Annotated in this window: 11 protein-coding genes; 2 read left to right on the forward strand and 9 right to left on the reverse strand. The window is 41.3% G+C overall.

The features are described 5' to 3' along the window. Window positions 1-16: 16 nt before the first annotated feature. Together JYB65_RS06890 and JYB65_RS06895 are read right to left on the reverse strand one after the other, a co-directional pair. Window positions 17-1177, reverse strand: coding sequence for an NAD(P)-dependent malic enzyme (locus tag JYB65_RS06890; RefSeq protein WP_206581922.1), 1161 nt, complete (start codon window positions 1175-1177; stop codon window positions 17-19). Between the two features lie 66 nt (window positions 1178-1243). Then, entirely contained in the window at window positions 1244-2908 is a 1665-nt protein-coding gene (locus JYB65_RS06895; RefSeq protein ID WP_425331121.1) for a glutamine--tRNA ligase/YqeY domain fusion protein, read from the reverse strand. A 321-nt stretch (window positions 2909-3229) separates the two neighbouring features. On the opposite strand from JYB65_RS06895, the gene coaBC reads away from it, so the two are divergent. Then, on the forward strand, window positions 3230-4423 hold the full coding sequence (coaBC, locus tag JYB65_RS06900) for a bifunctional phosphopantothenoylcysteine decarboxylase/phosphopantothenate--cysteine ligase CoaBC (RefSeq protein WP_206581924.1): 1194 nt from the start codon (window positions 3230-3232) through the stop codon (window positions 4421-4423). 282 nt (window positions 4424-4705) lie between these two features. Here the strand turns inward: coaBC and JYB65_RS06905 are convergent, their stop codons facing one another. From JYB65_RS06905 to surE, 7 genes are all read right to left on the reverse strand, one after another. Next, complete coding sequence (locus JYB65_RS06905; protein ID WP_209010500.1) at window positions 4706-5467, reverse strand: amino acid ABC transporter ATP-binding protein; 762 nt, start codon at window positions 5465-5467, stop codon at window positions 4706-4708. Window positions 5468-5471: 4 nt separating this feature from the next. Further along, a complete protein-coding gene (locus tag JYB65_RS06910) occupies window positions 5472-6137 on the reverse strand; it encodes an amino acid ABC transporter permease (RefSeq protein ID WP_206582212.1) in 666 nt (221 codons plus the stop codon). A gap of 31 nt (window positions 6138-6168) precedes the next feature. Beyond that, entirely contained in the window at window positions 6169-7005 is an 837-nt protein-coding gene (locus JYB65_RS06915; protein WP_206581925.1) for an amino acid ABC transporter substrate-binding protein, read from the reverse strand. 265 nt (window positions 7006-7270) lie between these two features. Beyond that, a complete protein-coding gene (locus JYB65_RS06920; protein WP_206581926.1) occupies window positions 7271-8449 on the reverse strand; it encodes an acetyl-CoA C-acetyltransferase in 1179 nt (392 codons plus the stop codon). A 348-nt stretch (window positions 8450-8797) separates the two neighbouring features. Next, window positions 8798-9727, reverse strand: a complete 930-nt coding sequence (locus tag JYB65_RS06925; protein WP_206581927.1) for a DUF2156 domain-containing protein — start codon at window positions 9725-9727, stop codon at window positions 8798-8800. Between the two features lie 94 nt (window positions 9728-9821). After that, window positions 9822-10403, reverse strand: coding sequence for a hydrolase (locus JYB65_RS06930; protein ID WP_245156617.1), 582 nt, complete (start codon window positions 10401-10403; stop codon window positions 9822-9824). Next, window positions 10403-11173, reverse strand: coding sequence for a 5'/3'-nucleotidase SurE (surE, locus tag JYB65_RS06935; protein ID WP_206581929.1), 771 nt, complete (start codon window positions 11171-11173; stop codon window positions 10403-10405). The genes JYB65_RS06930 and surE overlap by 1 nt, the downstream gene beginning before the upstream one ends. A 380-nt stretch (window positions 11174-11553) precedes the next feature. On the opposite strand from surE, the gene JYB65_RS06940 reads away from it, so the two are divergent. Further along, on the forward strand, window positions 11554-12228 hold the full coding sequence (locus tag JYB65_RS06940; RefSeq protein WP_342366634.1) for a polyphosphate polymerase domain-containing protein: 675 nt from the start codon (window positions 11554-11556) through the stop codon (window positions 12226-12228). Window positions 12229-12231 lie beyond the last annotated feature (3 nt).

The following is a 12231-nucleotide window of genomic DNA, read 5'->3' on the forward strand; positions in this document are numbered from 1 at the left end:
CTTGTCTTATGATTCTCTATTTATTTTCTTCCCATGCCTTCGCCACCGCTTCTGCAATAACATCCGCAACGCCTTCGTGGAAAGCAAGCGGTATAATATAGTCTTCCTCCAATTCATGGTCGGAAACTAAACCGGATAAAGCAAAGGCTGCTGCTGCTTTCATCTCTTCTGTAATACGGCTCGCTCTTGCAGTAAGAGCCCCTTTAAATACCCCAGGGAACGCCAGCACATTGTTAATCTGATTAGGGAAATCCGAACGTCCTGTTCCGACTACCCTCGCTCCAGCCTTTTTCGCCAGGTCAGGCATAATTTCAGGTTCCGGATTAGCCATAGGAAATACGATCGGATCTTTTGCCATAGAGTCAATCATTTCTTCTGTAAGAATTTTAGGGGCAGAGACCCCTACAAACAAGTCTGCGCCGACAATCACATCTTGAAGCGAACCAACAGCCAATCGCTGATTGGTGAGTTGTGCCAGCTCCATCATAGCAGGAGATAGGTTGCTGTCTTCTCTGCATAGTGCTCCGAATTTATCACATACTACAATATCTTTTATACCGATATTCAATAGCATCTTTGCAATGGCTGTTCCCGCAGAACCGGCTCCGTTAATGACTACTTTCACGTCTTCCAACTTCTTGCCTACGACCTTTATCGCATTAATAGCCGCTGCGGAAACCACAATAGCGGTTCCGTGTTGGTCATCGTGGAATACAGGGATGTCCACTAATTCTTGCACTCTTCTTTCGATCTCAAAGCACCTCGGTGCAGAAATATCCTCTAGATTAATTCCGCCGAAGATCGGTGCGATATTCTTGATAATCTGGATGATTTCGTCGGTGTCCTGTGTGTCGAGACAAATCGGAATCGCATCGATGCCCGCAAATTCTTTGAAAAGAACCGATTTTCCCTCCATGACAGGAATCGCAGCCTTTGCACCGATATTGCCCAGCCCCAGCACGGCGGAACCGTCACTGACAACTGCAACCGTATTGCCTTTTATGGTATATTTGTATACATCCTCCGGATTTTTATAGATTTGCCGGCAAGGCTCCGCAACTCCAGGTGTATAAGCCGTCGAAAGTTCATCCCGGTTGGTAACGCCCACTTTGCTTCTTACTTCCAGCTTTCCTTTATTTTTTTCATGCATCTCAAGCGATGCCTTGTAATAATCCATTTTGTACTCCTTTTAATCGATGATGTTGAAAAGCTTGGTTCCCTGTAAAGAAAACCAAGCTACCATTTATTTTTTCCAAGAACTCTTTAAGTCTACGATTCGATTAAATACCTTTGACCTATCCGTTGTCAGCTTCGTATCTGCTATATAGTATCCATGTCGGAAGAACTGGAAACGTTCGCCCGGCTTTGCTTCTGCGAGGGCAGGTTCTGCATAGGCTTCTATTTCCACTAAAGACTCTGGGTTCATAATGTTCTCACCGTTTTCATCCTCTATCATCAGATAGCCATATTGACGAATCTTTATTTTTACTGCTGTCTTTGCGTCAACCCAATGAATGGTTCCCTTTACTTTACGCCCTTCAAAGCCGCTTCCGCTTCTTGTCTCAGGATCGTAGGTGCAATGCAGCTCCTTAATCGTGCCGTCTTCATTTTTAATCACTTCATCACACTTAATAAAGTATGCGCCTTTAAATCGAACCTCGTTGCCCGGGAACAGTCTGAAATACTTCTTTTCAGGAACTTCCATGAAGTCTTCCCCATCGACATACAGCTCATTGGAGAAAGGAATCATTCGATTGCCCATCTCCGGAACTTCTTTATTGTTTTCGACCTCTACTTCTTCGGTCTGCTCTTCCGGATAATTTGTAATCACAATTTTAATAGGGTTTTCTACAACATTCCGGCTTTGAACCTTGCTTTTCAAGTCTTCACGAATACAATGCTCCAATAAAGCAATGTCCACCAGACTGTTCGCCTTTGATACGCCGATGCGGTCACAAAAATCCCGGATCGCTTCAGGCGTATAGCCTCTTCTGCGTAATCCTGCGATGGTTGGCATTCTTGGATCGTCCCAGCTTTCCACCTCTCCATTGTCAACAAGCGCCTTCAAATAACGTTTGCTCATCACAGTATTCGTCAGGTTTAGTCTGGCAAACTCTATTTGCTGCGGAGGCGTCGGCCAATCTAATTCACTCAATACCCAATCATATAAAGGTCGATGATCTTCAAATTCAAGGGTACAGATGGAGTGGGTGATTCCTTCAATCGCATCTTCAATCGGATGTGCATAATCATACATCGGATAAATGCACCATGCATCCCCTGTATTGTGATGAGATGTATGTGCAGTTCTATAAATAACAGGATCTCTCATATTGATATTCGGAGAAGCCATATCGATTTTTGCTCGGAGTACTTTTTCACCGTCTGCATATTTTCCGGCTTTCATCTCTTCAAAAAGCTGCAAATTCTCTTCTATGGTTCTATTTCTATATGGACTTTCTTTTCCCGGCTCTTTTAGCGTGCCTCGATATTCCTTCATCTGCTCCGCATTTAGATCACAAACGTACGCCTTTCCTTTTTTGATCAAGGTCACTGCACAGTCATACATTTTATCAAAATAATCGGATGCAAATAACCGTTTGCTCCAGGTCCAACCGAGCCATTTTACATCTTCTTCGATGGAATCTACGTATTCTACGTCTTCCTTTACAGGATTCGTATCATCGTATCTTAGATTGCACTGCCCGCCATATTTTTCAGCAGTGGAAAAGTTCAGGCAAATCGATTTTGCATGTCCGATGTGCAGATAGCCGTTCGGTTCCGGCGGAAATCTGGTATACACCTTGTCCCCATATCGTTGATTTTCTAAATCCTTTTCTATTATATTATGAATAAAATTGGAAGCAGCCTGCGTTTCTATTGCTTCAGATTGAATATTCTTATCCATATCAGCCATTATTCTTCCTCCTAAAATTTGATATCTCCCCTAGTATAATTTGCATATACGCACAAATTATAGCAACTATTATAACACAAAGCTACCTTTAATAAAAGTTTATCTTTTACAGCTTTGATGTTTCAATAAACCCTGCCTTCATTTATGTTTAACATAAAATGGGAGGTTTATTACCATAAAGCTACTTTTTTGAAATATTATCTCTTCAAGCGCAGATAATTACCGCTTAAATTTAGCGAAATCCTTGCTTTTAACATCATAAATCTTTAAAATGTTATATATTATATATCTTTTCAGAAAGGTGACCCGATTATGTTATCAGGTAAATGCGTCGTATTAGGCGTAACCGGCAGCATTGCTGCCTATAAAATTGCGTATTTGGCAAGTGCATTAAAAAAACAGAACTGTGACGTTCATGTAATCATGACGAAAAATGCAACGGAGTTCATTGCGCCGTTAACCTTTGAAACCCTTACAGGTAATAAATGCCTCGTGGATACATTTGATAGAGATTTTCAATTTGACGTGACCCATATATCGATTGCAAAGAAAGCCGATTTGATTTTGGTGGCTCCTGCCAGCGCCAATGTCATTGCCAAGATGGCAAACGGTATCGCAGATGATATGTTGACCACCACCGTACTGGCTTCCAAAGCTGTCAAGCTGGTTTCCCCTGCGATGAATACGAATATGTACCAAAATCCAATCACGCAGGATAATCTAAAAAAACTGGAAGGCTACGGATTTGAAGTCATTCAACCGGCTACAGGTCTTTTAGCCTGCAATGATGTTGGAGAAGGAAAAATGCCGGAACCGGAGGTTCTTTTTGAATATGTGTTAAAACATATTGCGATGGAAAAGGATTTACTTGGAAAAAAAGTAATTGTTACCGCAGGTCCTACCCAAGAAGCCATTGACCCGGTACGATATATTACCAACCATTCCACCGGTAAAATGGGCTATGCACTGGCAAAGGCATGCATGCTGCGAGGAGCGGAGGTAACCCTTGTATCCGGACAAACCTCCATCGTACCGCCGATGTTCGTCCATGTCATTCCAATCAGATCTGCTAAGGAAATGTTTGATGCGGTGAGTGCAAACTGTGAGTCTGCAGATATGATCTTTAAGGCGGCCGCCGTAGCGGATTATACCCCCAGTGTTACCCACGACAACAAGGTAAAGAAAAAAGAAGGCGACATGGCGATTCCCTTGAAACGAACCGAGGATATACTACAGCATGTAGGTTCTATCAAACGTTCCCATCAGCTGGTATGCGGTTTCTCGATGGAAACGGAAAATATGCTTGAAAATTCAACGGCCAAGTTGGAAAAGAAAAAGGTAGATATGATTGTCGCCAACAATTTGAAGGTTGCAGGCGCAGGCTTCGGCGTTGAAACAAATATCGTTACCCTCATTACCAAGAATGGAACAAAGGAGCTCCCAATGATGTCCAAATTTGATACCGCCAATGAGGTCATCAATCATTTGATGACATTGGGGCAATAGGAATAAATAAATAAAAGGCTATCTCAGAAAAGTTTGGATATATTTGGGTGGCCAGTATCGATGGATATTTTGCAAAATGACTGCCTTTTCAAATTTAGCAAGCAAAGCTTTCAGTGAGTATGAAGTACGAAGAAAAGCACTGTTTGAGCGCAGCGAGTTTGCTTTTCTATCTGAAAGCTGTGAGATAAATTTCTGAAAAGACTCATTTTGCAAACCAATCCGGAGGTACTGGCTATCCAAATAATAAACTTCTGAGATAGCCTTTATCATTTCTTGATTCACCTATCCTAAAATAGCGCTTAGGAATTCCTTCAATCGATCCGTCTGCGGATTTTGGAAAATGTCTTCGGCAGTTCCTTCTTCCACGATGATTCCCTTATCCATATAGATAATCCGATCTGCCACTTCCTTGGCAAAATTCATTTCATGGGTGACGATAACCATCGTCACATGATCTTCAGACAGTTTACGCATAACGTTTAGTACTTCCCCTGTGATTTCCGGGTCGAGCGCACTGGTCGGTTCGTCAAACAACATTACTTTCGGCTCCATGGCCAAGCCTCTTGCAATGGCAATTCGCTGCTTCTGACCGCCGGACAACTGGGTCGGGTAATCATCCGCTTTGTACCCAAGTCCCACTAGGTCTAATAATTTTTTTGCTTTTTCTTCTGCCTCTCCACGGCTTTTCTTTTTTACCTTTATTGGTGCATAACAGATGTTTTCCATACAAGTCATGTGAGGAAATAAATTAAAATGTTGAAAAACCATTCCTGTTTCAGCACAAATATTTCTTAACTTTGAATCCGGCAAGTATTGCGCCACGCCATTCTTACTGCTGACAAAAGTCTCTCCATTCAGTGTAATGCTCCCGCTTGTAATCCGTTCCAAGCAATTAATGCAGCGAAGCAGCGTACTTTTACCGGAGCCGGAAGCCCCTATAATAGCTACAGTCTCTCCTTTTTTTATGGAAAAGTTCACGTGATCCAACGCCAAGCAAGTTGCAAATTGCTTTACAATTTCTTTCATTTCTAAAATAGTTTCCATTTTGCTACTCCTTCGCCTCATACTTTGAATAACGTCTTTCCAAATAGTTGGACAGCATCGTTAATAAGAATGTAAAGAGCAGATAGATTGCTGCCGCTAAAGCATACGCCAACGTATCCTGATCTCTGTTAACGGCGCCTCTGGCTGCTTTTAGAAGTTCTCCTACTGCCAGCACCGATACCAACGCGGTATCTTTAATCAGGGTAATCGCTTCATTGGAAACCGCCGGCAACACTCTTTTAATAGTTTGAGGCAGAATAATGCCGAACATGGTCTGTCCTTTGCCTAAACCCAGTGATTGTGCTGCCTCATATTGGCCCCTGTCAATACTTTCAATCCCTCCACGGTAAATTTCCGCCAGATAAGCTGCATAATTCAGTACAAAAGTAATGGCAGCCGTTGTAAACGCATCTAGCCTTATATCTAAGGCTATCGGGATATAAAAATAAAAGAAGAACAACTGGAGCATCAGAGGCGTTCCTCTGAAAATCCATATGTATATTCTCGATATCCACCTTAAAGGCGGAATCTTACAGTTGCTGCCCAATGCAAAAGGCAGTCCTAACGGCAGAGCAAAGATTAACGTAAAAACAAAGAGCTTGACCGTAATCAAAGCTCCTTGCAATAAAGACGGCATCAGCACGCCCACATAGTCTAAGGTTTCTGCCATTTGTGAAATAAAATTACTCACTTAATGCTCCTTAATTGTTATCATAGCCTTCCAAAATAACGATGTCACGTCCAAACCACTTATTGCTGATTTCAGTAGCGGTTCCGTCCTCGATCAGCTGTTCGATCGCTTCGTTAATTTTATCTGCTACATCGTTTTCACCTTGTCTGCATCCAATTGCATAATAGTCATCGCCGAAGGTGTAATCGCTAAGTACCATTTTTTTATCCATCTTTGAATTTTTGTATTCGCCTAACACTTCATCCACTACGATGCAGTCGATTCTTCCTGCATTCATGTCCATAATCGCTTCATCATAAGTTTTGTATTCGGATACTTTATCAGCAAAGCTGTCATAAGCTTCATTTGCTTGCATCACTTCCAAAGCGGAGGAATCAGCCTGTGTTCCGATATTATATTTTGCTAAATCTTCTACGGAATTGATCTTCACACTGTCATCTTTCGCAAATATAACAATTCTATTATTTAAATACTTCTTGGTAAGCGCCATATTTTTCTGTCTCTCTTCAGTAGCGGACATTCCGTTCCATATACAGTCGATTCTCTTTGAAGTTAACTCCATTTCCTTGGCATCCCAGTCAATCGGCTGGAAAGCAATTTTGACTCCAAGCTTTTCGCCAACCGCATTCGCCAGATCTATGTCAAATCCTACAAGCTGATTGGATTCGTCACGGAAGCCCATTGGTGCAAAGGTATCATCCAGTCCCACAACCAGTTCACCTTTGTCCTGTATGTAGTCCCAACCAGTCAAATCGTTCGCGTTTTTATCCGTTTTCTCTGCCGATCCACAACCCGAAATAACAAATACGCTACATACTACCAGTAAAATAGCTACTAATTTTTTCATCTTTGTTTCCCTCCATCATGTTATCGTTTTATCCCTGTTTCCGTTTTCCACTTTATCAAATTAAAGTACTGAAAATATATGATAGCATGGATTATTTTAAATGTCAACACCTTGCCCGGAATTAGCTCCGCTACGATGTCAGAAAACTTTCCGTAATAAAAAGCTATTTATATTTATGCAAAACGGGACACTTCCCATGTAATCCGTGCAGTAAAAAAAGCAGTCATATGCATGACTGCTTTTTTAGAAACGCTATACGCGATTATTATCTTTCTACGATTAATGCCGTACCCTGTCCGCCACCGATACAAAGTGTAGCAAGACCAGTCTTCGCATCTCTCTTAATCATTTCGTGGATTAAAGAGATAAGAATTCTTGTTCCGGAAGCTCCGATTGGATGTCCGATCGCGATAGCTCCACCGTTTACGTTAAGCTTTGCAGGGTCGATTCCAAGATCCTTGCCTACAGCTACAGACTGTGCTGCGAAAGCTTCGTTTGCTTCGATTAAATCGATTTGATCAATTGTTAATCCAGCCTTTTCAAGCGCCTTCTTTGATGAAGGAACCGGTCCGATACCCATGATTGTAGGATCTACACCAGCGGACGCATAAGACTTAATTGTGCAAAGAGGCTTAATTCCTAGTTCATCAGCCTTTTCCTTGGACATAACGATTACAGCAGCACCAGCATCATTGATACCGGAAGCGTTAGCAGCTGTTACCATACCGTCTTTCTTGAATGCAGGCTTTAACTTAGCAAGACCTTCTGCAGTAGTTCCGAACTTAGGGAATTCATCTGTATCGAATACGATAGGATCACCCTTTCTCTGAGGAATTTCTACAGCAATGATTTCATCCTTGAATTTACCAGCTTTGATAGCTGCTTCTGCCTTCTGCTGTGAAGCTGCTGCAAATGCATCTAATTCTTCTCTTGTAAGACCCCATTGATCACAGATGTTTTCTGCTGTGATACCCATGTGGTAGTTGTTAAATGCATCAGTAAGACCATCATATACCATCATGTCGACCATGCTAGCGTTGCCCATTCTAGCTCCCCATCTAGCGGAAGGAACTGCATAAGCTGTCTTGGACATATTTTCAGCACCACCAGCAACGATGATGTCAGCATCTCCAGCCTTGATCATCTGTGCTGCTAAAGCAACTGCTCTAAGCCCTGAACCGCAAACTTTGTTGATTGTCATGGAAGGTACTTCAATAGGAATACCCGCTTCAACGGAAATCTGTCTAGCGATGTTCTGTCCTAGTCCGCCCTGTAATACACAACCCATGATTACTTCATCGATCTGTGCTGCATCGATTCCAGCTCTCTTAACAGCTTCCTTCACTGCGATAGCACCTAAAGTTGATGTCTTGATGTCCTTTAATGAACCGCCAAAGTTTCCTAACGGTGTTCTAGCTGCACTTACTATTACTACTTCTCTCATGTAATTTGTCCTCCTTAAAACCACTTGCAAATATCTTCATCTCAATAAGATGTAAAGATGTACCATATACTGTCAATGCCGATCCTCCCTAATAAGTTCGGCAAGTTGCCCAAGCTATACGGTACCAACATTATAATAATAGCACACATTTTTTGAATTGCAATAGAAAATCTTTATCAATTGTGATTTTTTTCACAATTTTTTACCATTAATATCAATTTGACTTTAAATATAGTATATTTTTTATGATTTAATGTGATTGTTTTCACAAATTAGATCAAAAATGTTGTACTGCCTGTTTTAATTGTTAATAAGGGAGCATCTTTCCTATGAACCATCCTTGCCGTATTATTTAAACACGGCGATATACTTTTCCACGACTTCAATAGGCTTGTACGACAATTTTGCCTTCCGAAGGTTTTCGATGCCCATGTCTTCTTCACGGTTTACATACTCCACGGAGTCATCCAAGTACTTGCAGAATTCATTGTTGATGGCTTGATAGAGTCCTCTGATATTGCTATTCGCCTTTTCCACGTGAACAGTCACCGTATGCTGCCCTGATCTCCCCCCGATTGTAAATGCTTCCACTTTGCCATCGATGATAATCGCCCCTGCGAGATAGTCCAGCTTATCTATGTTTCGAACCACATCATGCATCGCAGACTCTTCCATCTTGAGCCAATGTTTTTCATGCTCCGAGACATTTTTACGCGCATTGAATTCTTTCAGGAAAGCACTGACAATGCCAAGCATATCGGGTGTGAGCGCTACATACTCATACTGATAGTGGTTTAAAAAGTAATTTAAGTGATTCTTCTTGCTGTGGTAGGCCCTTCCCTTTAATTCAGCCAGATCCTTTTTTAGATAGAGATAATCATAGTTGGGTCTGTCTGCGGTAAATTCCAAGTCATTCGGAAAAGCGGTCTCCAATATGTTCAGCATGTGTGCAGGAATCAACCGCAAGCTAAACTTCTGATTTTTTTCTTGAAACCGTTTTCTTGCCGCATCGATAGCCTCTTTCACCCCTGCCGGCTCATACGTTCCGTTTCTTGTAAGAGGCGGAAATATAAAATATTCAGGTGTATCCAGTTCCAGATGACTGATCCCCGATACAACCATGTAATCACCGAAAATCTCCCACGTAAATTCATTTTCATTTCTCCACATATATAAGGAAGAAAAGGATAAACCCGAAGTCCTATATTCAAATGACGTTAAATATTCATTTAAAATGTCTCTGTTTTCTATGCTTATTTCATTTTTAAATATGCCCATTGCAATTCTCTTTCTTCATCTTTTTTATTCCGTCTTTTGCATGTTGGCGGGTATCTTTATCCTGTGTAAAATGTACTTGATTATTCGCTCCTATTTATTTCACGATCGCTGAAATCTGCTTAAATCCAGGCTGTTTTGCGCCTCCGACCAACTCAAAAAGCACCGCCTCATAAGTCGTTTCGATTGCACCGGACTGAGCCATTCTTCGGAGTGCCGTCTTCTTGTCTGCTTTGCTTCTTGACTCCACTGCATCTTCCACTAAAAATACCTGATACCCTGCTTCCAGCAAATCCAATGTAGTCTGCTGTACACAAATATGAGCTTCTATCCCGGTCATAATAACCGTCTTTTTCCCGCTCGCTTCTAAGGCTTTTACAAATTCAGGCTCACCCATTGCGCTAAAGCTTGTCTTTTCAATTGGTTCAAAAACAGCTTTTTCGCTGTTTTCATCCAGTGCTTGGGTTAATGCATCGGATAATTTTTCAATCGTAGCACCTAAGCCTTTGGTATATTGCTGCGTCACAAGAACCGGTACACCTATATGGCGGCAGCCTTTAATCAGTTTGCCCATCGTCTGTTCCAGTTTTTTGGCATCATGCATGACCGGCATCAATTTTTCCTGGAAATCAATAGCCACTAAAACGGAATCTTCTTTTCTTATTCTTAAAACGTTCATTATAATATCCCCCATTTCTTTACTTCTTCAATCAATTGATGATTGGTAAAATCAAATTGAAGCGGTGTAATAGATGCATAGCCATCCTGAACGGCAATCACATCATAGTCTTCCGGCAAATCATTGTATATGACCGGTTTACCGCTGTACCAGTATTGAGTAACACTTCGCTCTTCTCCTTGAACCGATTCTTTGCGAAACCAGCCATCATATTCTCTCGGTCCGAGTCTGGTGATCCGTATTCCCTTCAGATGTTGCTTCGGTATATCCGGAACGTTAATATTCAGTACAGTCTTGGCATCCAATTTACCTGTCGCTTTCTGTAATGCCCTTATGGCAATTTCACCAGCAGTTTCAAAATACTGAGGTTTGTGATGGTTTACAGAGACAGCTACCGAAGGAATTCCGCAAATACAGCCCTCAATCGCTGCAGACACGGTTCCTGAATAGTGCGTATCGGTTCCCATATTTCCTCCGTGGTTAATACCTGAAAAAACCATATCTACAGGAATGCCTTTGTCCTTTAAAAGGAGAATCCCTAATTTCACACAATCTGCCGGGGTTCCATTTATCTCATAAGCAAGCTTTGCATACTCATAGGGTACCTTATTCACTTCCAGTCCTGCCCTCACCGTAATGCTGTGGCCTGCTGCGCTTCTTTCTACATGGGGTGCGCATACATACACATTTGCTGCCTGTGATAAGGACCTTGTAAGCTCCATAATGCCTCTTGCATGTATCCCATCATCATTTGAAATTAAAATGTTCATTTATTTCCTCGACTTTCTCTTGATCTTTACAGACAATAGCCTGCCCAATTTATAAAGCAAATTGTAAGCAGACTTACAAGAAGAATTCACAAATCTTGGATTTGTAGAATTCTCCTATGACTATATTATCATAAAATAAACCATAATTCAAACTTGCACAGCAAAAGAATACTTTTATATATAACCTCTTTTTTCATTTCTAAACAAAAAAGTTCCTATTCTATCTTCACCATTTTTTCATATTTCTATCTCACAATATCCACGTTTGGTTGTTATACTAAGAAAATCGTGAAATCCTTTCGGTTTCTTTCACTTCATGAGAAATCATAGGGTCAATGAGAGTTTTATCAGACAACATTTTAATAAGGAAGGGAATTACAGTGAAAACGTTTTATCGGCATGAGTTAAAGCATCCAATTAATATCATTGACAGTGAAGAGCTCAAGCAACGGCTTTTATTAGTTACGGCCCTTGACTCTTTTGCAGACGAGAAAGGGGGATATACGGTCAAAAGTCTATATTTTGACACATTAAATAATATTGCTCTTCAAGAGAAATTAGACGGAGTGCAGCACCGGAGCAAATTCAGAATCCGGTACTACAATAACAATACCAGTTTTATGCGTTTGGAGAAGAAATGTAAAAATAACCATCTTTGTCACAAAGAAAATGCCAACATAACGAAAGAACAATGCCAGTCTATATTGAACGGTGATTGGGATTGGCTGAAAGATACCGACCACCCGCTGCTGCTTGAATTGTACATCAAGATGTCTACGCAGCTGCTGCGCCCTAAAAGTATCGTCATTTACAGGAGGGAAGCTTTCGTTCATCCGGTCGGCAATGTTCGGATAACGATTGACAGTAATCTTCGGCGCGGCTCTTTCGTCCATGATTTCTTAGAACCGAATACAGCAGCTTATCCCCTGCCGGTCGGCAGAGTACTGGAAGTCAAATATGATTCTTTCTTGCCGTCCTATCTTCACGATCTCGTACGAATTAAAAACAGGCAAGCCTCTTCATTTTCAAAGTATGCATTTTCAAGATTGTACTAATGA

The sequence above is a fragment of the Clostridium aminobutyricum genome (genome assembly GCF_017255415.1).
GTDB classification, from domain to species: domain Bacteria; phylum Bacillota; class Clostridia; order Peptostreptococcales; family Anaerovoracaceae; genus Aminipila; species Aminipila aminobutyrica.

What these genes read in the sequence shown, in the direction of transcription:
- JYB65_RS06910 (WP_206582212.1), bottom strand. Translation starts at nt 6,137, where the DNA reads ATGGCAGAAACCTTAGACTATGTGGGCGTGCTGATGCCGTCTTTATTG.
- surE (WP_206581929.1), bottom strand. Translation starts at nt 11,173, where the DNA reads ATGAACATTTTAATTTCAAATGATGATGGGATACATGCAAGAGGCATT.
- JYB65_RS06920 (WP_206581926.1), bottom strand. Translation starts at nt 8,449, where the DNA reads ATGAGAGAAGTAGTAATAGTAAGTGCAGCTAGAACACCGTTAGGAAAC.
- JYB65_RS06895 (WP_425331121.1), bottom strand. Translation starts at nt 2,908, where the DNA reads ATGGATAAGAATATTCAATCTGAAGCAATAGAAACGCAGGCTGCTTCC.
- JYB65_RS06905 (WP_209010500.1), bottom strand. Translation starts at nt 5,467, where the DNA reads ATGGAAACTATTTTAGAAATGAAAGAAATTGTAAAGCAATTTGCAACT.
- coaBC (WP_206581924.1), top strand. Translation starts at nt 3,230, where the DNA reads ATGTTATCAGGTAAATGCGTCGTATTAGGCGTAACCGGCAGCATTGCT.
- JYB65_RS06925 (WP_206581927.1), bottom strand. Translation starts at nt 9,727, where the DNA reads ATGGGCATATTTAAAAATGAAATAAGCATAGAAAACAGAGACATTTTA.
- JYB65_RS06915 (WP_206581925.1), bottom strand. Translation starts at nt 7,005, where the DNA reads ATGAAAAAATTAGTAGCTATTTTACTGGTAGTATGTAGCGTATTTGTT.
- JYB65_RS06930 (WP_245156617.1), bottom strand. Translation starts at nt 10,403, where the DNA reads ATGAACGTTTTAAGAATAAGAAAAGAAGATTCCGTTTTAGTGGCTATT.
- JYB65_RS06890 (WP_206581922.1), bottom strand. Translation starts at nt 1,177, where the DNA reads ATGGATTATTACAAGGCATCGCTTGAGATGCATGAAAAAAATAAAGGA.